19 protein-coding genes and 1 tRNA gene are annotated in these 23,077 nt (G+C 42.1%); 11 read left to right on the top strand and 9 right to left on the bottom strand.

Features of this window, described 5'->3' with window-relative positions:
* Positions 1 to 6: 6 nt before the first annotated feature.
* The gene (locus AC4CUZ_RS17005) at positions 7 to 729 is read right to left on the bottom strand and encodes a carbonic anhydrase (protein ID WP_010326223.1); all 723 of its coding nucleotides are present in this window, start codon (positions 727 to 729) and stop codon (positions 7 to 9) included.
* Positions 730 to 1,574: 845 nt separating this feature from the next.
* Between AC4CUZ_RS17005 and AC4CUZ_RS17010 the strand changes: the two genes are divergently transcribed.
* On the top strand, positions 1,575 to 2,762 hold the full coding sequence (locus tag AC4CUZ_RS17010; protein ID WP_010326222.1) for an ammonium transporter: 1,188 nt from the start codon (positions 1,575 to 1,577) through the stop codon (positions 2,760 to 2,762).
* Positions 2,763 to 2,832: 70 nt separating this feature from the next.
* Here the strand turns inward: AC4CUZ_RS17010 and AC4CUZ_RS17015 are convergent, their stop codons facing one another.
* Positions 2,833 to 3,525, bottom strand: a complete 693-nt coding sequence (locus AC4CUZ_RS17015) for an HAD family hydrolase (RefSeq protein ID WP_005399962.1) — start codon at positions 3,523 to 3,525, stop codon at positions 2,833 to 2,835.
* A gap of 164 nt (positions 3,526 to 3,689) precedes the next feature.
* Here AC4CUZ_RS17015 and AC4CUZ_RS17020 point away from each other — a divergent pair, with 164 nt between their 5' ends.
* Positions 3,690 to 4,400 carry a phosphatase PAP2 family protein gene (locus AC4CUZ_RS17020; RefSeq protein ID WP_005399963.1) on the top strand — a complete coding sequence of 237 codons (711 nt, stop codon included), beginning with the start codon at positions 3,690 to 3,692 and terminating at the stop codon, positions 4,398 to 4,400.
* On the opposite strand, the gene AC4CUZ_RS17025 is transcribed toward AC4CUZ_RS17020, so the two are convergent.
* From AC4CUZ_RS17025 to AC4CUZ_RS17045, 5 genes are all read right to left on the bottom strand, one after another.
* Positions 4,390 to 5,706 carry an ATP-binding protein gene (locus AC4CUZ_RS17025; RefSeq protein ID WP_039889772.1) on the bottom strand — a complete coding sequence of 439 codons (1,317 nt, stop codon included), beginning with the start codon at positions 5,704 to 5,706 and terminating at the stop codon, positions 4,390 to 4,392. The two genes, AC4CUZ_RS17020 and AC4CUZ_RS17025, sit on opposite strands and share 11 nt — an antisense overlap.
* A gap of 1 nt (position 5,707) precedes the next feature.
* Positions 5,708 to 6,388: a response regulator transcription factor gene (locus tag AC4CUZ_RS17030; protein WP_004694591.1), complete on the bottom strand. Its 681-nt coding sequence runs from the start codon at positions 6,386 to 6,388 to the stop codon at positions 5,708 to 5,710.
* Between the two features lie 3 nt (positions 6,389 to 6,391).
* On the bottom strand, positions 6,392 to 8,050 hold the full coding sequence (locus tag AC4CUZ_RS17035) for a phosphoethanolamine transferase (RefSeq protein ID WP_010326219.1): 1,659 nt from the start codon (positions 8,048 to 8,050) through the stop codon (positions 6,392 to 6,394).
* Positions 8,051 to 8,161: 111 nt separating this feature from the next.
* The gene (locus AC4CUZ_RS17040) at positions 8,162 to 9,286 is read right to left on the bottom strand and encodes a porin (RefSeq protein ID WP_010326218.1); all 1,125 of its coding nucleotides are present in this window, start codon (positions 9,284 to 9,286) and stop codon (positions 8,162 to 8,164) included.
* Between the two features lie 141 nt (positions 9,287 to 9,427).
* A complete protein-coding gene (locus tag AC4CUZ_RS17045; protein ID WP_490747936.1) occupies positions 9,428 to 10,684 on the bottom strand; it encodes an MFS transporter in 1,257 nt (418 codons plus the stop codon).
* 136 nt (positions 10,685 to 10,820) lie between these two features.
* On the opposite strand from AC4CUZ_RS17045, the gene AC4CUZ_RS17050 reads away from it, so the two are divergent.
* The 4 genes from AC4CUZ_RS17050 (at position 10,821) to AC4CUZ_RS17065 (ending at position 13,877) form a co-directional block, all read left to right on the top strand.
* Positions 10,821 to 11,450: a 1-acyl-sn-glycerol-3-phosphate acyltransferase gene (locus tag AC4CUZ_RS17050; RefSeq protein WP_005399968.1), complete on the top strand. Its 630-nt coding sequence runs from the start codon at positions 10,821 to 10,823 to the stop codon at positions 11,448 to 11,450.
* A 65-nt stretch (positions 11,451 to 11,515) separates the two neighbouring features.
* The gene (locus AC4CUZ_RS17055; RefSeq protein WP_490747937.1) at positions 11,516 to 12,433 is read left to right on the top strand and encodes a patatin-like phospholipase family protein; all 918 of its coding nucleotides are present in this window, start codon (positions 11,516 to 11,518) and stop codon (positions 12,431 to 12,433) included.
* 97 nt (positions 12,434 to 12,530) lie between these two features.
* Entirely contained in the window at positions 12,531 to 13,004 is a 474-nt protein-coding gene (locus AC4CUZ_RS17060; protein ID WP_005399969.1) for an NfeD family protein, read from the top strand.
* A 15-nt stretch (positions 13,005 to 13,019) separates the two neighbouring features.
* Positions 13,020 to 13,877: an SPFH domain-containing protein gene (locus AC4CUZ_RS17065; RefSeq protein ID WP_005399970.1), complete on the top strand. Its 858-nt coding sequence runs from the start codon at positions 13,020 to 13,022 to the stop codon at positions 13,875 to 13,877.
* Positions 13,878 to 14,018: 141 nt separating this feature from the next.
* On the opposite strand, the gene AC4CUZ_RS17070 is transcribed toward AC4CUZ_RS17065, so the two are convergent.
* Entirely contained in the window at positions 14,019 to 14,930 is a 912-nt protein-coding gene (locus AC4CUZ_RS17070; RefSeq protein ID WP_005399971.1) for a polyprenyl synthetase family protein, read from the bottom strand.
* 315 nt (positions 14,931 to 15,245) lie between these two features.
* Positions 15,246 to 16,436: a 2-methylaconitate cis-trans isomerase PrpF gene (prpF, locus tag AC4CUZ_RS17075; protein WP_490747938.1), complete on the bottom strand. Its 1,191-nt coding sequence runs from the start codon at positions 16,434 to 16,436 to the stop codon at positions 15,246 to 15,248.
* Positions 16,437 to 16,767: 331 nt separating this feature from the next.
* On the opposite strand from prpF, the gene AC4CUZ_RS17080 reads away from it, so the two are divergent.
* The 5 genes from AC4CUZ_RS17080 (at position 16,768) to AC4CUZ_RS17100 (ending at position 22,840) form a co-directional block, all read left to right on the top strand.
* Positions 16,768 to 18,120, top strand: a complete 1,353-nt coding sequence (locus AC4CUZ_RS17080; protein ID WP_078426427.1) for an amino acid permease — start codon at positions 16,768 to 16,770, stop codon at positions 18,118 to 18,120.
* Between the two features lie 79 nt (positions 18,121 to 18,199).
* Positions 18,200 to 18,275, top strand: a tRNA-Arg gene (locus tag AC4CUZ_RS17085).
* A 682-nt stretch (positions 18,276 to 18,957) separates the two neighbouring features.
* Entirely contained in the window at positions 18,958 to 20,019 is a 1,062-nt protein-coding gene (gene hppD / locus AC4CUZ_RS17090; RefSeq protein WP_308954814.1) for a 4-hydroxyphenylpyruvate dioxygenase, read from the top strand.
* A gap of 164 nt (positions 20,020 to 20,183) precedes the next feature.
* On the top strand, positions 20,184 to 21,584 hold the full coding sequence (locus AC4CUZ_RS17095; RefSeq protein ID WP_004694616.1) for an amino acid permease: 1,401 nt from the start codon (positions 20,184 to 20,186) through the stop codon (positions 21,582 to 21,584).
* A gap of 29 nt (positions 21,585 to 21,613) precedes the next feature.
* The gene (locus AC4CUZ_RS17100) at positions 21,614 to 22,840 is read left to right on the top strand and encodes an amino acid aminotransferase (protein ID WP_490747939.1); all 1,227 of its coding nucleotides are present in this window, start codon (positions 21,614 to 21,616) and stop codon (positions 22,838 to 22,840) included.
* Positions 22,841 to 23,077 lie beyond the last annotated feature (237 nt).

The following is a 23,077-nucleotide window of genomic DNA, read 5'->3' on the forward strand; positions in this document are numbered from 1 at the left end:
CACGCTCTAGTCTAAAACCAAGCGCGCATTGGTGGCTTGAACAGGACGATTATTCGGATACCCCATCAGTGCAGCGAAGTTTGTGATTTGCTGTGCTGATGCCTGCTGAATATCTTTTAAGACCACCCAACGTACACCTTCAGTACACGGCGGTGTCGTGAGCGAACCATTAAAGCGGTAGTACTCGCGATGTGTCGGCAGAAATTGATCTGCGTTTAAATTGAGTGCTTTTTGGGGTTGCCTATATTGCTGCCATAGTCCATCAAGTGCTTGATTCTTTTTCCCTTGTTCATACATCACCGCAACCACAGCCAGCTCGCCTTTTTCAGAAGCATGAACTAAATGTAATTCCATCGGAAAACTTTTGCCGTGGATCGTATTTTCAGAAGGGCTATGTAAATGCATTTGTAATAATTGAAATCGTTCTCCCTCTAAACTTAAATAACTGCCTTGCTGAAAATTGGCTTGTAAAGTATGAGGAAGCTTCACGATACTCGTTGCAGCCGTTTTATAATCAAAATCAAGTGGTGCAAGGTCTGCTGAAATCACATGCTCGATATTAATGGGCGATTGATTATGCCCCGCACAAGTTTGGTATTTGCTATTGAGCTGGCTCCAATACTGCGGTGCTGTTTGTGCTTGATAACTCCAATCCGAAATTACTTCACTACTGGCCCAAGCCATCACACATGGGAGACCAAACAATGTTGCTATTAGTTTTTTCTTCATCATAATCCATCAAAAAATATCAGTTTAAAACGCCCCAATATCCTCTAAGAAATCACGCTCAAGCAGCAAAACCTAAAATGCCAATTCTGCTGCTTGTCTTTGTTTTTTGTGCAAACTCTGTAATCATCACTTTTCAGCAAAAAGCCAATATTGCCCGACTATTTTTTCTCGTTGTAGATGAAAAATGCTGAAATAGGACTGATCATATATGACAATAATTACAATTAATTACATATAGTTATGTGATTATTCATGTTTTATCTGTGATAAATGGCTTTGTTGCACAAAGATTTCATAACTATATGATTTTAAAAGTTTTGATTATTTTTTGATCCAAAATTAAATTTATTTAAATCAGATGCTTACATATTTATGCAACAAAGCCGTGATAAATTAAAATAAGAATGAGAAAATACAATCATGTTTAAAATTTTTCACTGATGCACAATCAGCACGCACATCTCATGGCATGAGCGTTCCCAAAGAGAACAAAGCAACGGAGACTCAGCTAACAATAACTGCTAACCGAATTTTTTTATCATTTTTTTGTGTTGCTACTTTTTGGGTTTAACTCAAAAGATAAAATATACACCTGTATATTTGAAATAAAAAAATTAGATAAACATAATATATTCATAAACTTAATATTAATTTATATTTTAACCCATGCACCACTGCAATGCACAAACACCATCATGGTGCACACTTTTGCTTTATATCGAGTCTTGTTATTTTTAAGCAAAACTTAATCAATATTTCCTTTTTGCTGAGATCTTCACGAAATTACAGGCATCAGTATACTGAGTTTCTTTTTGCAAAATTTTGCACTCAAATGGAACCTAAACATGCAAAATATTGACTTACTTTTTCTTCTTCTTGGTGCGGTTTTAGTCCTTGCCATGCATGCGGGCTTTGCTTTTTTAGAACTAGGGACAGTTCGTCATAAAAATCAAGTCAACGCTTTAAGCAAAATTTTAACGGACTTTTCACTTTCCGCAATTGCCTACTTCTTTGTAGGTTATTACATTTCCTATGGACACCATTTTTTCCATATCGGGGATACCTTAGCAGCTGATCATGGTTATAACCTGATGCGCTGTTTCTTCCTGCTCACTTTTGCGGCCGCAATTCCAGCCATTATTTCAGGCGGTATTGCCGAGCGTGCCAAAATGCGCTCACAAGCGATTGCAACCGTGTTATTGGTGGCCTTGGTTTATCCTTTTTTTGAAGGAATCGCATGGAATGGCAACTTTGGTTTACAACAGTGGCTACAAGATACTTTCGGTGCAAGTTTCCATGACTTCGCAGGTTCAGTGGTGGTACATGCTATGGGAGGTTGGATCGCTCTGGCTGCTGTGGTTCTACTCGGTGCACGTGATGGTCGCTACAAAAAAGATGGTCGTGTCAGTGCGCATCCTCCTTCGTCCATTCCGTTCTTGGCTTTAGGTTCATGGATTTTGATCGTGGGTTGGTTTGGCTTTAATGTGATGAGTGCACAGCGTTTGGATGCTATTTCAGGACTGGTGGCGATTAACTCACTTATGGCCATGGTTGGCGGAACTTTAGCAGCCAACTTCGCAGGAAAAAATGACCCTGGCTTCTTACACAATGGCCCTTTAGCTGGTCTCGTGGCAATTTGTGCAGGTTCAGATGTCGTACACCCGATTGGGGCATTGGTGATTGGCGCTATTGCTGGACTGATTTTTGTCAAACTTTTCACCTACACCCAAAACAAGCTAAAAGTCGATGATGTACTCGGTGTATGGCCTTTGCACGGCGTATGTGGTGCCTTTGGTGGGCTTGCAGTCGGGATCTTTGGTCAAAAATGGCTTGGTGGTTTGGGCGGTGTTGCGATGATGTCACAGCTGATTGGTACGCTCTTAGCAATAGGTATAGCTGTTATTGGTGGATTGGTGGTCTATGGCGCTTTAAAAGCCACGATGGGCATCCGTTTAAGTCAAGAAGATGAATTTCGCGGTGCAGATTTATCTATTCATAAAATCTCTGCCAACTCAGATGACAGTATATTCTAAACACATTTCCACTTTAATGCGGCTCACATGGGCCGCTTTTTTTATTCGTATTGAACATGATAAGAGGCTTTTAGCGCTCTAAATAATCAAAAATCTCGGACAATGCCGTGATACTCGGTGCAGACATCTGTACTGAAGGAACATGAAAGCCTGATAACCACAGTGCTTGCATTCCTGCCTGCTGTGCACCTTGTACATCATTGATAGGATGATCACCGATAAATAAACACTGCTCCACATCAACAGCCAGTTGCTGTGCGGTGTCAATAAAAATATCAACTTCGGGTTTGGCTTGGCCAAACAATCCAGAACTATTGATCACATCAAAATAATGCTGAAAACCCAAGCCATTTAATATAGACAGCCGTGTGGCATGACCGCCATTTGAAATAATGGCGAGTTTATATCCAGCTTGCTTTAGACGGGTCAGTGTTTGCTCAGCCTCAGGCATTGCCACAGCACTACGACCAAACTGTTCAAACCAAAAATTGCTTAACGCTTCTAAATGCGGAGCCACCTGCCAGTTTAACTCCTGTAGCAACGCATAAGCCACCGAAGCACCGATGCTGGGATGGGTTAAATGCTCTTTTAAGGGATAACCACCATTGTCAATCCGATTCACAATCGACTCAACCTGTTCCACATCAACGCAGTTAAGTTGGCTTTGATAGATGTCGACAAGGCTTTGACTAAAAGCCGCAACACTTCGCCCACGATGCGTCAAGGTATTATCCAAATCAAATAGAACAGCACGTATCGACATGTTTAAACCTCATGTATTTGAGAGCAAATGTAACACTGAACCGACACTTTGTATTCGCCTTAAAACGATAACCAAAGCACAGATCATGCTAAAGCAGATGAAACAGGGTTTATGTTAAGCCTTGTTTAAGCTAGCGCTGTTGGAATAGCGCTTATTTTCAGAACATGGCCTCACTTGTGTCGGATCAGCAACGTTTTTTCATCCTTCAGTTTTTTATTTTGACGCTGGGTTTTGCCGTATTGTGGCTGCTCTTCCCTGTGGCGGGCACCATCGACTTACAACTGATTCACCCCTTTATGGATCAAACTGGTCATTTTCCACTAAAGCGTGACTGGGCCTTAGCAGAACTGAATCATCGTTATGTTAAAGACATCATCATCGCAGTGTATGTAATTTATTTACTGAAATGGCTCGCTTCGTATAAATGGGCTGCGTTCAAACCCCGCCGTTGGCAAAATGGTTATTTCATTGGCTTAGTCCTCATCAGTACCAGCCTCATTGGGATTTTAAAATCACAATCCGCACATGCCTGTCCATGGGACATGACTCTAGCCACGACACATGATTTCTTTTGGGACTTATCTGCCAGCGCAGGACATTGTTTCCCTGGTGGACATGCCGCGACAGGTTTTGCGCTCTTTGTGGGATATTTCGTATACCGTCTAAATGAACCCAAACGCGCGTGGTTTTATTTGCTTGCTGCCCTGATTTTAGGCTTTGTCATGGGTTGGGCGCAAATGATGCGGGGGGCGCATTTCCTTAGTCACAATTTATGGACGGCATGGGTGATTTGGCTGGTCAATGTACTGGCATATGCGCTGTGTTATAAACAGTTTACACTGTCCAGCCCAACTCAAGCCGAAACTACAGCTTAAAGATCACTTGAACTTGTAAGCCGCCCAATCCTGCACTTTGTCCAAAGTGCAGTTTGGCGCCAATTTTTTCTGCGGCTTTATCGACAATGGACAAGCCCAATCCACTGCCGACTTCCAGATGGTGATGTACGCGATAGAAACGCTTTAAAATATGATCATAAAGTTCTGGCTCAATGCCCGGTCCACTGTCTTCAATTTGAACAATGGCTTGCTGATCTTGCTGATAAATAGAGACATTAATCACACCCTGTTCAGGCGTATATTTAATCGCATTATCCAAGAGATTATAGACAATAGAATGTAAGGCTGAACTTTGAGTTTCTAGCCAAAGTGCTTCATGCTGTTCCAAGCCTAAATCGATGCTTTTGGCTAGCGCCAGCTCCATCAGTTGCTCCATACATTCAACCGCCACATCACTTAGCCCTAGCCTTTGTGTCGGTTCTAAACTTGGTAAGGAAGCATCCTGTTTCGCCAAATTGAGCAGTTGTGACACCAAATGTTGAGTCCGAATTAAGCCTAAACTTAGGTTTTTTAAGGCTTGGTGTTCTGGAAACTCATGCAGCAAAATTTTCATTTGCAAATTCAGTGCTGTAATAGGGGTTCTGAGCTCATGCGCTGCGTCGGCAATAAATTGCTTTTGTTCTTTTTGCGACAGCGAAATGCGTTCAAATAAACGATTCATTTCATTAATGGTCGGAAGAATTTCCAGTGGATAACCGTCTGGCTGAATCTCACTCAGTTCATATGGTTCACGCTGTGCAAGTTCCGCTTTAAACTCATCTAAGGGTTTTAGACTACGTCCAATAATCCAACTCAGCCCCCATAAAGCCAAAGGCATAAACAGTAAATATGGAATCAACATATTGGCCGCCAGCTCTAAAGCCAGCTTTTGTCTTACACTGCGCTGCTGACTGACTTGAATCTGGTACTTTTCTGTTGGCAGCACATAGGTATTCCATAGCCCCTGTGCCGTGTGATGGGTATAAAATCCAGCTTTTTTAACGGGTTGTATTAATAAATCAAACTCATGTTGCCATTGTTCAGGCAGTCCATACGACCAGACATCTACAAATAAATCTTCTTCGTGATAGTGTCTGTCCGCTTCAAATTCACTCTTAATTGGAGCGGGATCATGCGCTGCAACACGCTCTGCCAAATTACGCATTTGTGCATCGAGGATCTCATTGGTCTCTTCAAGGGCAATGCGATACGCTGCAATCACCAACAAACAGCCCATCACAATACTAAATAAAGAGGTATAGGTAATTAGTTGACGCTTTAAGGAAACAGGAGTCGGCTTCGCCATTTTATGCTTCAACCTGCCCCAAACGATAGCCTAAACCTCGAATGGTACGGATAAAGTCTTTGCCAAGTTTGGCACGCAAATGGTGAATATAAACTTCAATGGTATTGCTGTTAATTTCCGAATCAAGGTCATAGAGCTTTTCTTCCAAATTGGTTTTGGAAAAAATTTTATTGGGATGACTGACCAGAGGAATTAAAATAGCCCATTCTCGGTTCGACAAATCAATGGTCTGCCCTTTGTATTTGGCTAAGTGCAAATCTTCATCTAACTCTAGACCTGCATAACTCAAAGTCTGGCTTTGTTTTTGCTGTTTTAACGCGCCACTACGACGTAATAACGCATGAATACGTGCCAGCAACTCATCAAACTCATAAGGCTTAATTAAGTAATCATCCGCACCATGGTTTAAACCATCAACTCGGTTTTGTAATTGATCTCGTGCCGAAATAATCAGCACAGGCAAAGTCGGATAAAGCGAGCGAATATTTTTTAGGACCTGCATCCCATCCATCATCGGCAGGCCCAAATCCAACAACACCACATCAAATGGATATTGTTGTAATTGCTTTAAACCATCAAAACCATTGTTGACCCATACCACATCAAACTGCTGATAACGCAGCAGCGTTTGTGTGGACTCTGCAATCATAAAATCATCTTCAATAATCAATATTTTTGACATGGTCTAAGCGCTCGCTTTGGTCGCAGTACAGTGTTCTAACATATTATTTTTTGAATCAATCACCGTACTTTTTACCCCAAGTAAACTCAGTAAGCTTGGGAACAAATGATCTTGGCTTAATTCTTGGCTTTTTTGTTGCCCTAAGCAAGCGATTTGTTGCGGATTCTGCTTTTGCCATGTTTCTGAAAACCACATCAGCATCGGTACGTGGGTCTGTTGACTCGGTGCAATAGCATAAGGTGAACCATGTAAATACAGACCGTGCTCACCAGTCGACTCACCATGGTCAGATAAATACCAAAAACCTGTTTCAAAGTTTGAGTTTTGCTTCAATACACCAATCAGTTGACTCAACACATGGTCGGTATAAACAATGGAGTTGTCATAACTATTTTTCAGCTGTTCAGGTGTGCAGGCTTGAATGGCATTGGTTTCGCACATCGGTTGGAAAGGCTGAAACTTAGGCGTTGAACGCTTATAGTAAGCTGGTCCATGACTGCCCATTTGGTGTAACACAACTAAACGTGGCGTTTTATCATCAGCCGCAATACCAGCCATATACGCTTTTAAGCTATCCACCAAAATTTCATCGGTACATTCGCCATCGGCTGAACACCATTTTTTCTGTATCGGTTCTGGAATTTTATACTGCTCAACCCGATCACAAACGCCTTTACAGCCAGAGTTATTGTCAATCCATGTCACTTTGTAACCAGCACGCTGTGCAAGATCTAATAAACCTTCACGGTGGTGCGCTAACTGTGCATCATAGTTTTCACGTGGCATGCCTGAAAACATACAAGGCACAGAAACCGCAGTGGCTGTCCCGCAAGAACTGACTTGATTAAAGTTGATGACATTGAGTTTTTCCAGCTCAGGATTGGTCTTTTTCGCATAGCCATTTAAAGAAAAACTTTCTGCACGTGCCGTTTCACCGACCACCAAAACCATCAATTTCGGCAAGTTTTGCTGTCCGACTTGCTTCACCAAATGAGCATCTTCACCATAAGTCACCAACGGTAAATGCTGCTGTGGTCGATTCTTTTTATAATACGACAGGGTTGAACTGATCGCATTTTGCGGTGAAATCATCCCTTTGAGATCACGATGCTCACGGAAAATCGCGGCATAATCAACAAAGAAAATAAACAACATGCCTGCAATCAGTAAAATAGAAACTGCACTACCGAACAGCTTGTGCAATAACACGGTTTTAAAAGGATCACGGCGGATTTTGACCTTAAATAAAACCACTAAAGGTAGTACCACCATCGCCCCAATCCACAGCACAAGACGCCATGACAACAAGTCGCGCACTTCATTTCCATCGGTTTGCATCATGTTTTGAATTTGATCTGGTGTGATCGAAACGCCTAAACTGTTGACAAAATAGGCACTCATTCCACCAATGATGATCAATAACGCAGCCAACCCTTTAGCCATCGGCCGCCACTGTAACAGCTGAAAAACCAAATGATAAAAAGCCAACACCACCAAAATGGTAGCGCCGATAAAGGCATAAGCTTTGAAACCGTGATACGGTGTAAGCAACTGAACTTGCTTGTAGAACATCACGTTTAAAACCACGGCTAACCACAGCGCCAAATAGATGTTAAAGCGCGAAAGTGAAACTTCTTTAAAAATAGACTGCAAATTGAACATTTTAAATCATGTCTTGCTGAGCGGATGCCCCAATGTAGTTTTCTAAACTTAAAACTCGCTTAAATAAAAAAGGCACTGTCTGTGCAGCGCCTTTTTTCTATCACTTAAACATTAAAATTTGTACTCGATGCCCGTACCTACTACAGGTTGTTTGGTTTCAAATGATGCTTGTTCAAGCGTCAAAATCCCTGCGTAACCATAAGCTTTAACTTGCTTAGTAAAGGCATAATCAGCACCTGCAATTAACTGCTGTGCATCAAAGTCATCTTTAGATGTTTTAAAGCTGGTTGAGTTTTGACTGTACTGCGCTTTCACTGTCCAAGCTTTGGCAGTCGGTAAGTTATATTCAGCCCCAACCAACCAGCCTTGTGCATCGTCTATGGCAGCCGCGGCAGCATCATTGCCTTGTACATCCGCCACTTCAGAAGTTTGATATAAGGCTTTCAGTGCCAAACCATTATTCAGATTTACTCGACCAATCGCGCGTAAGGTATCTGCTGCTGCAAAAGCACTGCCTGCCACCCCGCCAGTCACTTCAGGCACTGACGCATTCAAAGTGCCACGTCCTGCAAAGGTTGACGGAATGGCCTTATCATAACCAACCCCTGCAACAAACTTTTTACTGTCATAGACCACTGATGCTGACCAAGCATCGCCCAGACCACGCCCTGCAACTTTTGCCCCGCCTTTAGATTTTTCAATACCACCAGCTTCACCTGTTGCTAACAGTGCCGCAGCTTTCAGTTTACCTGCGCCCACTCCCCAAGCAGGTGTTTCATAGACCAGCACGTTATCGACTCGGTTTTCACCCGTGAAAATCCCCGCCACATCGGCTTTGTTGGCCACATAGTTATTAAAGGTATCTACCACTGAAGACAGTTGTTTAACGGGGGTATCAATTTTACCGACTTTCAATGTGCCAAGTTTCTGGTCTTGTAAGCCAACGAGTAAATTACGCGGAACGAAAGTATCCGTGCTACCACCATTGTCCACATAGAAGGTAAATTCAGCTTGGTATAGTGCATTTAAGCGATCTGTCAGCTTCTCTTCGCCCTTTAACCCCAAAAAGGAGTTGTTAGAATTCAGCTCGACCACATCGCGGTCTTTATTTGGCGAAGCATTGTCTTCAGGTAAATAATCGGCCGTGACATCAATTTCACCATAAAAAGTAGGTGCTGCGAATGTTACCCCTGCCACTAAACTTAAAGCGATTGCGGCTGCAATTTGTGTTTTCATTATCGAAATATCCTACGGTAAATTTGTTACAAATATTACCGTTCAGACATATATGACAGAACAATTAAAAAATTATTTAGTTATATTTTTTAATTGTTTATGTCACTATTTAGCACTTTTTATGATTTATTTATGAATGAATTATGAAAGGTCTGAATGCATCGCAATGCCACGCCATTTGAAGATAAACCACATGCTCAACATCGCAATGACTACAATCATACACAGATAATTAAAATAGCCGAGCCAATCTCCCAATAGACCGCTCACACTATACAAACCGCCACTGACAGTAGCCATCAGCGCCACTTGAAAAGTAAAGTCCGTACCTGCCAGATGTTTACGACTGTACTGCATCACTAGGGTGAGCATGACCACCAGCAGCATCGATGAGGTCATATCTTCAAAGGCATTAATCAGATAAATCAACCACGGCTGAATACTGTGCTGGTTTTCATATTGAAAGGCTAACCATGTATAAGCCGCCAGACTGAATATTTTAAGCACTGAATACAGCACTAAAGCCGTGGCACCGCGAATCAACTTCAAACTATAGCCCGCAAGTCCTGCACCCATTAAGGCGGCACATGCACCCAGCATGGTGACATAAAGCCCTATCTGAGAAAAACTCAGACCCAAATCGACCATTAAAGGCTTCAAAAGTGGCCCTGCTAAACCATCCGCTATTTTAAAGCTCAATAGCACTGCTAACCATGCTGTGAGTACGGGACTCTGGACAAAATAAGCCAAATAGTTTTTGATCTGTTGGAATTTAAAAGATGTGGTCTGAGCTGCTGAAACTTCTCGATGTTTTGGCTCTGGATAAATTAAAATCGGCAGCGTGTTTATAAAGACAATTGCCGCCAGCATCAAAAAAGTGGTCTGCCAGCTCAGCCAATCTAGTGCCCACAAGATTGCCCCACCACCGACAATAAAACCCAGACGCGATCCAATCACCTGAAAGGTATTGCCCCAGTGCTGTTGCTCCCCTTTTAAAATATTGACCGCCAATCCATCGGTTGCAATATCTTGCGTTGCCCCTAGCAAATTCATACTCAGGAGGCCCACAAAGAAAGCCCATAAATAAATAGGTTGATTTAATCCATCAATCGGGAGGAAAGATAGTCCGATCAGCACCAGCACCGTAAGGAACTGTAATGGAATAATCCAACTACGATAGTGGCCGAAACGGGTGATCCCAAAATGATCTAACACTGGTGCCCAAAACACTTTGATCGACCACGGCAACATCAGTAGTCCGAAGCCCCCAATCTGTGCCAGTGACACACCCTGTGCTCTTAAAATGACAGGCAAGGCATGGGTCATAAACCCAACAGGTAAGCCCTGCGCCCAATACAATGAAAACAGCAAAATATATACATTGCGAGTCTGTAGCATGCTGTTCCTATATACATGGATTGGTCAAAATGTTCATCTGAGATCGGTATCCGTTCACTTTTTTTGCCAATGAATTCAAGCCAATCAGTGCTTATGATGAGATGATATACATCTTGGTCGATTGAGTATAATAACAATGAACCAATATTTTCCAGAACTACCAGATCAAGTTCCAAGTCGTAACTCGTCTACATTCACTCGCGCTATTTTTAAGCAGCTCTTTTTAGCGCAAGGTTGGCGCTTTGTTGGCGAATTTCCCAACCTCCCCAAAGCCGTTGCAATTATTTCACCGCATACCTCAAATATCGATGCATGGCATGGTTTTACAGCTCTATTGGGCTTAGGCCTGCAAATCACCATTTTTGGCAAGAACAGTTTGTTTCATACCCCGCTGAAACCTTTACTTGAGTGGATTGGCGTCATACCAGTCAATCGTAGCCATGCCCAAGGTTTAACCCAAGACATTATCGATATTATTCACAGCAAAGAAAAAATTTGGGTCGGTATGGCACCTGAAGGCACACGTAAGCAAGCGGAATCCATCCGTAGTGGCTTTTATCACATTGCGTATGGTGCACAGATTCCAATTGTGATGTTTTCCTTTGACTATGCACAAAAAACTATCCACTGCTTGGGTGTGTTTCATCCTACTGGGGATTTTGAGCAAGACCTAGAGCATATTTTAGATCTGTATATCGGCAAATTTTCAGCGAAAAACCCAAAATGGTTGGCCAAGCCTTTACAAAAACGCTTAAAAAATAGCTAGTAAATCAAGATCGAATCTGCTGAGATGTGCACCATTATTTGTTTTGCGTTTTAGTATTTTTGACCATGAATTTTGCTCGTTTATCTCTGATTGGTGCACTCACACTGACTATGGCAGGATGTGATCTTGCATCAAAGAAAACACCAACAACAACTCCCATTCAAGCTCGCGAACCTGTGATTGCGATTGCACTCGGCGGTGGCGGTGCCAAAGGTTTTGCACACATTGGGGTGCTTAAAGTTTTAGAGTCGCATGGTATTAAACCTAAAATTGTCACGGGAACCAGTGCGGGAAGTTTTGTGGGTAGTATCTATGCCAGTGGTAAAACGCCTTTCCAGCTTCAGCAAATTGCCTTGACCTTAAAAGAATCGGACATTCGAGACTTAACCCTCAACTCCCAAGGGTTTGTTCAAGGTCAAAAACTGCAAGACTATGTCAACAAACACGTCGGCAACAAACCTATTCAACAGTTCCCTATCCGCTTTGCAGCGGTAGCAACCCGTCTCGACACCGGACGTAAAGCCGACTTTATCAAAGGCAATGCGGGCCAAGCAGTACGTGCTTCATGCAGTATTCCGAACGTTTTTGTACCTGCAGTGATTGGTGGAACCAAGTATGTTGATGGTGGTCTAGTCAGCCCAATTCCAGTCAAAACAGCCAAGGACATGGGTGCGGATATTGTGATCGCGATTGATATTTCAGCGCGCCCTGTCGGCAACAAACCCCTCAATATGTGGGGCTTGCTCGACCAGACCATTAATATTATGGGGCAGCAAAGCATCAATGAAGAATTGAGCCAAGCGACTGTGGTGATTCAACCCAAAGTCGGACACTTGGGCACTTTGGACTTAAAAGCCAGCAATCAATCTATTTTAGAAGGTGAAAAAGCTGCACAGCTCAAAATTAAATCGATTGAAAAAGCCATTGTCGATTTTAAAAAGACCCCAGATGCTTTTAAACCTGCCCCTAAAGCCAAATTCTAAAAAATTTGATTTTTAATATTCATAGACTTATTCATCTGCTAAATTGATATAGATGCTTCTGCATCTATATCCCTATAACGAATATATGAGTAGATGTATGGAATTTGCTTTTGAGCCTTGGCACTGGTTTGTATTGGGCGTTCTGTTAATCCTATCAGAGCTGATTCTGCCTGCTTTTGCCGCATTGTGGTTCGGTATTGCGGCCATTATGGTCGGTATTCTGTACTGGATGTTCCCCATGATGGGCGTTACCACGCAGTTTGTGACGTGGATTATTTTGTCGATTTTATGCACTTTACTTTGGTTTAAGTTTATTAAACCGCTTTCGACTGACAAAACCAAAGCAGGACTGTCTCGCGAAGCAACCATCGGTCAAATTGGCATGGTGATTCAAGCCAGCCCTGAAAATGAACACATTCGCGTTCGCTTTCCCATTCCAGTACTCGGTTCAGATGAATGGAACTGTCGTACTTTAGATAAAGTCCAAGTCGGTGACCGAGTGCGTGTCGTTGAAATACTGGGCAATGATTTAATGGTCAAAGCACACCTCTCAACCAACGAAAATAGATAAAAGTGAGTTAAGCATATGTCTGGTGGATTTATTGTCGTTTTAGCAATTTTGGCTTTTGCCGCTGTCACCATTTTTAAAGGTGTCCGTATTGTTCCACAAGGTTATAAATGGATCGTGCAACGTCTGGGTAAATACCACACCACGTTGAATCCAGGTCTCAACTTTGTGATTCCTTATGTCGATGAAGTGGCTTATAAAGTGACGACCAAAGACATTGTATTAGACATTCCCTCTCAAGAAGTGATTACCCGCGATAATGCCGTTTTGCTTATGAATGCAGTGGCCTACATCAATATCACTGCACCTGTAAATGCAGTGTATGGGATTGAAAACTATACATGGGCCATTCAAAACTTAGTGCAAACATCACTACGTTCTATTGTCGGTGAAATGGATTTGGATGATGCATTATCATCGCGCGATCACATCAAAGCTAAGCTTAAAGCGGCTATTTCTGATGACATCTCGGACTGGGGCATTACTTTAAAAACCGTTGAAATCCAAGATATTCAACCGTCGCAAACCATGCAATCTGCAATGGAAGCTCAAGCGGCGGCTGAGCGTCAACGTCGTGCGACTGTGACCAAAGCAGACGGTGAAAAACAAGCAGCGATTTTAGAAGCTGATGGTCGTTTAGAAGCGTCTCGTCGTGATGCAGAAGCACAAGTGGTCTTAGCAGAGTCTTCTCAGCGTGCCATTGAAATGGTCACTTCGGCTGTGGGCGACAAGGAAATTCCTGTGGCTTACTTGTTGGGCGAACAATATGTCAAAGCGATGCAAGACATGTCTAAATCGAACAATGCTAAAACAGTGGTGTTGCCAGCCGATATTTTAAGTACCATCCGTGGTGTTATGGGACGTAAAGACATCTAACTGATGCTTGATTTGATTGAATGAGGACAGCTTTCGAGCTGTCTTTTTTATTGTGGTTGAGGAAAAACTCAAGCCTCTAAGAAACAAGCATTAAAAAAAGAGGACAGGCTATGTCCTCTTTTTTAATCTAAACACTGAAACTTAGCTTTGGCGAGCCAATAAAAACTGTGAAATCTGATTAAGTTCTGCTGCCGCATCCATTGGGAAATAAGCCAGAGCGGCAAAGGCTTGATCATGCAAAGTTTTGGCATAGTCTTGTGCAGACTCAAGTCCCATCAAAGCTGGATAAGTCGATTTTTCGACTTGCTCATCCTTCCCTGCGGTTTTACCCAGTACATCTGTATTTGAAATGATATCTAAAATATCGTCTTGCACCTGAAAAGCCAAACCAATTGCCTGTGCATATTCGCGTAACTTTGGAATCGCTTGATCGCAACCGTCAAATACAGTCACCGCGGCCATCATCACCGCAGCAGAAATCAATGCACCCGTTTTATTTCGATGGATATTTTCAAGTGCAGTCTGATCGACACGTTTACCTTCGGCTTGCAGGTCAAGGACTTGGCCACACACCATTTTAGAGCTCGCTGTCGCTAAAATTTGCATCTGCTTCAGTACAATACCTTGATCAACCACTGGGCCAGCATCAAACAGACGGCTACCTAAAATTTCAAATGCCATGGACTGTAAGATATCGCCCGCAAGCAAAGCCGTATCTTCACCATAAGCCACATGACAGGTCGGCTGACCACGACGCAAAAGATCATTGTCCATACAAGGCAAATCATCATGTGCCAAGGAATAACAATGAATCAGTTCCACAGCTACAGCGGCGCGGCGCACGGCAGCTGCATTATTGTTTGGATTTAAATGTGCCGTGGCATAGCACAGCGCAGGACGCACACGTTTTCCACCTAACATGACCGCATGATGCACGGCACTCTTTAACGGTTCCGGAATTGAAAAAGCATCAAGTGCAGTCAATAAATCATCGTGAATACGTTGTTGAGCCTGTTGAAGTGCATTTGCTGATACGTCGGTTAGTGCTGACACATTCGCCTCGAATAACAATAGGATAAATTAATCTGGTACTCAGTTTGCCTGAGCCGATCATTTGAAATGATCTGTTGGCATGATACTGCTTTCTGCCCGCTTTCTCTATGCCGAAAGCACAAACAAGGCACAGTATTCTATTAATTTTTGCAGACGAGGTGATAAGAATGACTTTTCTACTATTTCAAGCAACCATTACACAAGCAATCAAGCTCTAAAATTCACTGCTCATGGTCTTAGTTATTTTTAGCCTTCTTATCACAGACCTAGAGTTGACATAAAAAAGCCTCTACAGAGAGAGGCTTTTACATAGCACTACTCCAAGCTTTCCGCTGGAATACGCACCCAACCTTCCATCAACACGCGAGCACTACGACTCATGACAGCTTTTTTCACTACCCACTGACCCTTTTCTTGTATCGCTTGCGCTCCCACACGTAAGGTCCCTGAAGGATGACCAAAACGAACGGCTTCACGTGCTCCACCTCCCGCGGCCAAATTGACCAAGGTTCCAGGTATCGCTGCTGCGGTACCAATGGCAACAGCCGCTGTACCCATCATCGCATGGTGTAATTTACCCATAGAAAGTGCACGAACCAATAAATCGGTGTCTTGCTCTGTAATGGTTTTACCACTCGACGAGACATATTGTTTTGGCTTAGAAACAAAAGCAATTTTAGGCGTGTGTTGACGACTGGCAGCTTCAGAAATGTCTTGAATCAGCCCCATCTGTTTTGCACCATAGGCACGAATGGTTTCAAAACGCGCTAAAGCTTTAGCATCGCCATTAATTGCGTCTTGTAATTCACTCCCCGTGTAGCCAATGTCTTCTGCATTTAAGAAAATGGTCGGAATACCTGCATTGATAAACGTTGCTTGAAAGCAACCAATCTCTGGAACCTCTAAAGTGTCAACCAAATTCCCTGTTGGGAACATTGCACCCCCATCTTCACCATCATCGGCTGGATCTAAAAATTCAATTTGCACTTCTGCAGCTGGGAACGTCACGCCATCCAGTTCAAAATCACCTGTTTCTTGAACTTGGCCCTGCGTAATAGGTACGTGTGCAATAATGGTTTTTTGAATATTCACCTGCCAAATGCGGACTGTGCAGATGCCATTTTCGGGAATACGTGCAGCATCGACCAAACCATTTGAAATCGCAAATGAGCCTACAGCAGCCGTTAAGTTGCCACAGTTTCCGCTCCAGTCGACAAAAGGCTGATCAATCGACACTTGCCCAAATAAATAGTCGACATCATGTTCGGGCTGTTGGCTCTTCGCTAAAATCACCGTTTTACTGGTACTCGATGTTGCACCACCCATACCATCAATCTGCTTTGCATAAGGATCCGGGCTACCAATTACACGGAGCAATAACTGATCTCGAACGCGTCCAGCCTGTTGCGCAGCTTCTGGGAGATCATCTAATTTAAAGAATACGCCCTTACTGGTCCCTCCACGCATATACGTTGCTGGAATTTTGATTTGCGGTGCAAAACTCATTTTTATTGAATCCTTCATATTTATCATTGTGTTAAGTCAAAAGATCTGATTTAACTTAGGATCATCATACCTTTTTTCCCTATGCCTACGTAAAATACAGACTTAAGTCTAAAAAAACATCATTTGTGAACGTCCGGTTTCCAAATAAAATTCCCAATTTGATAATTTAAATAAAATTAATATATTGATTCGTATGTTTTTTATTTACAATTCATTACACATTATTTTTCATATGAATAATAACTTTTTTTCATGAATTTTGAGCTACTATGCGATTTCTTCACGATCTATTACAATCGGAAACACTTATCCATTGTCGGGCTGAAATAACTTGAATAAAGAGTCGTCTCAACTTCAGCGTGGCTTAAAGAACCGTCATATTCAATTGATTGCCATGGGCGGCGCAATTGGTACTGGCTTATTTTTAGGTTCCGCACATGTGATTGAATCTGCTGGCCCATCCATTATTTTGGGCTATGCAATTGGCGGTTTAATTGCATTTCTAATCATGCGTCAACTCGGGGAAATGATCGTTGAGGAACCTGTAGCTGGTTCTTTTAGTCATTTTGCAAACAAATACTGGGGCAAATTTGCAGGCTTTTTAGCTGGTTGGAACTACTGGATTCTATATGTTCTGGTGGCCATGACCGAGCTTACCGCTGTTGCGAAGTATATCAACTACTGGTGGCCCCATATTCCTGCATGGGCATCTGTTCTCACCTTCTTTGTGATCATTACCTTAGTCAATTTAGGTAATGTGAAATTTTACGGTGAATCAGAGTTCTGGCTAGCTATCATCAAAGTCACGGCCGTCGTCGCCATGATTGTATTTGGTCTTTATCTTTTGGCCACGGCAGGCGCAGATTCCACGGCTTCATTTAGCAACCTTTGGTCACATGGCGGCTTCTTCCCGCATGGCGTTGAAGGTCTATTCTATATGCTCGCCTTCCTCATGTTTGCCTTTGGCGGTATTGAATTGATTGGTATGGCTGCAGCAGAAGCTGATAACCCACAAAAATCAATTCCTAAAGCAATCAACCAAGTGGTATTCCGTATCCTCATTTTCTATGTGGGTTCATTGACCATTTTATTATCGCTTGTACCTTGGAATGAATTACAACTTGGCGACTTAGATAAGAGCCCATTTGTAATGATCTTCAGTCAATTGGGTATTGGTTGGGCCGCGCATTTGCTTAACTTTATTATCTTGACTGCAGCACTTTCTGTATATAACAGTGGTATGTATGCTAACAGCCGCATGCTGTTTGGTTTAGCACAGCAAGGCAATGCACCTAAAATATTTAGTAAAACCAATAAGCAAGGCGTGCCAATTCCAGCAGTCTTGTTCTCTGCTTTACTGATTTTCGGTTGTGTACTGTTGAATTATTTTGCGCCAGAAGATGCTCTCAGCAACTTAATTTATATTGTTGTTGGCGCTTTGGTATTGAACTGGGCCATGATCAGCTTAACTCATCTTCAATTTATGAAGGCCATGAAAAGCGAAGCGAAAAAACCATTGTTTCCTGCACTTTGGTCGCCTTTCAGTAACTACCTTGTTCTTGCATTTATTGCTGTAGTGCTTTACATCATGTGGACTCAAGGTTTAAGCGGCGCAGTGATCATGATTCCAATTTGGATCGTATTAATGTTCGTCCTATACAAAATTCTGTATAGAAAAGCATAAAATATTCATTTTTAAATAGTTATTGTTTCGGCAATAACTATTTTTTTTGAGTAAAATCAGCTACATTAACCGCACTTTTGCGCTCTTAGCTTAACTGGATAGAGCAGTTGCCTCCTAAGCGACCGACGTGGGTTCGAGTCCCGCAGAGCGCACCATTTTATGGTTGTTTTCAACCTCTCTAAGCTTAATCATAAACACTAAAAATTCGATTTATCACATGTGATACTAATAATCCCCTTCAATCTTGGACGCTGATTCAACAGCCGCTCAAGCTAATGCAAAAAATTCAGCGTGATCAAACTCGCTCGCGGCGACACCTACATCTGGGTTTTCAAATCAGGTTTTAGTAAGTCACACTGTTCTTGATCTTTTACAATTAATTTTCGCACTCGAATCAGTTGCTTAGCTGTTTCATTTTCAAATAGCTGTTCTCAACAGATGCACGGAATGAGCCAAATTTCATACACAATTTTTCCCTTCTATTTTAGTGCTATAGCACAGATTTCATTCTGAAATCTTGGTATAACAAAGCGCCCCCTATTTTAAAAAATATTTTTATGAATAATATTAATTTAATTTATAGGTCAATCATTTGCCAATTTTATTTATTACGTAATCAAATTACGTATTGAATAATAATTTAGATCAAGTATGATGAATTAAAACTTCTACACTTGCTCACTCAACATTGAGAATGCTGCTGAACAAGTGCCCCATTTCAGACAAACGGATTTGTCTCTCTCGCTCTAGAATTGTAGCGACCAGTCCGTTAGCTCTGAAAGGAATCGTTAAAAAGATAAGCAATAGGATTGCTTAAAAAAGAAATGAGGACGTTGTATGAATGAATTAGCCAACCCATTAGAACTGTGTGGATTCGAATTTATTGAATTTGTTTCTGAAGATGGTCAGCTAGATGCGGTGTTTGAAACTATTGGATTCAGCAAAGTGGCAAAGCATAAGTCTAAAAATGCGTATTTATGGCGTCAGGGCAAAATTAATATCATTCTAAATTATCAGCCTGAATCGTATGCAGCTTATTTCTATAAAGAACATGGCCCTTCTGCCTGTGCAATGGGTTTCCGTACCAAGAATGCGGCAAAGGCATTTAAAAAGGCGATAGAAATTGGTGCTGAACCAATTTACAACCAAGTTGGCCCGATGGAGCTGAATATCCCAGCAATTAAAGGGATTGGCGGCTCTCCTATTTTCCTCGTCGATTGTGACATTTACCAAAATGACTTCATTTTCTTTGATGATGTACCCTCCCATCCTGTCGGCACAGGTTTATATGAAATCGACCATTTGACCCATAATGTGTATAAAGGCCGTATGCAGTATTGGTCTGATTTCTATGAAAAGATTTTTAACTTCCAAGAAATTCGCTACTTCGATATTAAAGGTGAATATACTGGCCTGACGTCCAAGGCACTGACGGCACCAGATGGTAAAATCCGTATTCCGCTGAATGAAGATTCGGATAAAGGAAATGGTCAGATTGCCGAATTCCTCAATGAATTTAACGGTGAAGGTATTCAGCATATTGCCTTCATTTGTGATGACCTGATCAGCACTTGGGACAAACTCAAAGCGTTAGGTGCCAAGTTCATGACACCTCCACCCAATACCTACTATGAAATGCTAGATGAGCGTTTGCCTAACCACGGTGAACTTGCCGATGAGCTACAAAAACGTGGCATTTTGCTGGATGGCAATACTAAAGACGGTAATAAACGTCTCCTCTTGCAAATTTTCTCCCAAAATATGCTAGGCCCTGTCTTCTTTGAATTTATTCAACGTAAAGATGACGACGGTTTTGGTGAAGGCAACTTTAAAGCGCTATTTGAGTCGATTGAACGCGACCAAATTAAACGTGGCGTTTTAGATGTATCTAAAGCTTAAACGATTTCTAGAATTTCCCTGTACATATAGTTTTATGTACAGGGAAATTTAACTTTTGTGCAAGAACTATACTCGTAAAATTAAAGTCTGCTCCGATGACAATATAAAAATAACTAAACATCATCATGGTTCAAGGCTTTATCTCACATGGATGAAGAATAAAAATGCAGCATATTGAACAAGGAAACCTGAAAAAAGGTTTAAGTAATCGTCATATTCAGCTCATCGCCCTCGGTGGTTCTATCGGCACGGGGCTATTCCTCGGTATTTCACAAACCATCAAACTCGCAGGACCTTCTGTTATTTTAGGCTATGCCATCGCAGGCCTTATTGCCTTTCTTATGATGCGCCAACTCGGTGAAATGATTGTGCATGAACCCGTGAGTGGTTCTTTTAGTCATTTTGCTTATAAATACTGGGGCAAATTTGCGGGCTTTATGTCTGGCTGGAATTATTGGGTACTCAATATTTTAGTGTGTATGGCTGAACTCAGTGCTGTCGGCCTCTATATCCATTACTGGTGGCCTGATATTCCAACGTGGGTTTCTGCTTTGGGTTTCTTTATTTTCATTAATGTCATTAATTTACTGCACGTGAAATTATTTGGTGAAATGGAATTTTGGTTAGCCATCATTAAGGTCGTGGCAATTATTGCCATGATTGCTTTTGGTAGTTACTTGTTGGCCAGCGGTAGTGGTCATAGCCAGTCTAGCTTACAAAATTTATGGCAGCTCGGTGGCTTCTTCCCAAATGGTATTACAGGCTTAGTGATAGCTATGGCCATGATTATGTTTGCTTTCGGTGGAATTGAACTGGTAGGTATTGCAGCAGCAGAGACAGATAACCCTCAGAAAACCCTTCCAAAAGCCGTCAATCAAATTGTTTACCGCGTCCTGTTGTTTTATATCTTAAGCCTAGTCGTGATTTTGTCACTTTATCCATGGAATATGATGGCCGAAGGCGGTAGTCCTTTTGTATTGATTTTCGACTCTTTAGGCAGCCAGACCGTGGCCGCTGTTTTAAATTTTGTGGTTTTGACCGCGGCTGTTTCTGTCTATAACAGCACCAATTACTGTACCAGCCGAATGCTGCTTGGTCTGGCACAACAGGGCAATGCCCCAAAATTTTTAAGCAAAATTAATCCGCGTGGTATTCCTGTAAATGCCATTATGGTTTCAGCTTTCTTTACTTTAATATGTGTTCTGATTAACTATTTATTTCCTGAAAAAGCATTTAACTTACTCATGATGCTAGTCGTAGCGGCTATTGTGATTAACTGGGTCGTGATTTCTTATACACATTTAAAGTTTAAAAAAGCCATGAATCGCATGCAGGTAAAAACTCACTTCCCAAGTGTGGCCTATCCATTTACCAATTATTTATGTATTGCCTTCATGGCGAGTATTCTGCTCATTATGAGTCGTAGCCCAGATATGCAAATTGCAGTTCTCATGATTCCAGTCTGGATTGCGATTTTACTGACGGCTTATCTCTTTAAACGAAAGCAAGAAGATCATGTTGCGTTGCTTGAAAAAAGTAAAATCACTTCCTTACCAGAAGCGTAATATCGTATTTATCATATTAGGATGTATTCATGTTTCAACATATTGATGCCTATGCAGGTGACCCGATTCTTTCTCTGATGGAGGAATTCAGCAAAGATACGCGCCAGAATAAGGTCAATCTCAGTATCGGACTTTATTATAATGAAGATAATATCGTGCCGCAGCTACAGTCGGTTCAAAAAGCCTATACTCATTTAATTCCTGACTATGACAAAGTCCGAGTCTATTTGCCGATGGATGGGCTCAAGAGCTTTAATCAGGCTGCACAAGAACTCATTTTCGGTCAGGCTAGCCCTGCCCGTCAGCAAGGACGTGTCGTCACCATTCAGACTTTGGGTGGTTCTGGTGCACTCAAAGTGGGTGCAGACTTCTTGAACAAATACTTTCCGCAGTCCGATATCTGGGTCAGTCAGCCGACTTGGGAAAACCATATTGCGATCTTTAATGGCGCTGGTGTTCAAACCCATTTCTACCCTTATTATGATGCGGACACCCATGCCGTAAATCTAACTGCGATGCTAGATACCTTAAGGCAGCTACCTGCTCAAAGTATCGTACTACTGCATCCTTGCTGTCATAACCCAACAGGTGCAGATTTAGCACCTCATGAATGGGATCAAGTGATTGAGGTTCTAAAAGCAAATGACTTGATTCCTTTCTTGGACATGGCCTATCAAGGTTTTGGTCAAGGCTTGGAACAAGATGCTTATGCAATCCACGCGCTAGATCGGTCTGGTATGAACTTTATTGTCAGCCATTCTTTTTCCAAGATCTTTTCCTTATATGGTGAGCGCGTTGGTAGCTTGAGCTTTGTCTGTGATGACGCAAACATTGCCCAAAATGTATTGGGCCAGCTTAAAGCGACAGTCCGCCGCATTTATTCTAGCCCAGCAGCCAACGGTGCGTTATTGGTGAGTCAGGTATTAAATGACACAGCGTTGTCTCAGCTATGGCAGTCTGAATTAGAAGAAATGCGTCAGCGCATTCTACTGATGCGTCGCTTACTTGAAGACAAACTTAGTCAAGCGCTACCAGATATGGACTTTAGCTATCTCACTCAGCAACAAGGCATGTTTAGTTATACGGGCTTATGTGCAGAACAAGTCGATTTGCTGAAACACGATTATGGTATTTATTTAGTCCGTAGCGGTCGTATGTGTACTGCTGGCCTGAATTTAAACAATATTGATTATGTGGCTGAGTCGATGGCGACTGTGCTTAAAGCGGCAAGCTCCGCTGAGTCTGTGCTTGCTTAAAATATATCATGTTCACTTAGGCTTCTCACTCTAGGGTTAGAAGCCTTTTTATAGTTATTTTTCAGAATTTGAATCAAGGCAACTAAGTCTAGGGTTTCAGCTTAGCTAGCTATTTCATGCACTCTTTCTTTTAGACAGTGCTGCAAAAAAAATCAAATATTTCGACTGTCTGCCTCCGCAACCCCATAAAAAATCCACCAGAGGGTGGATTTAAAACTTAATTCATCTTTTCAATGT

Source organism: Acinetobacter sp. 789_lipA (assembly GCF_058242845.1).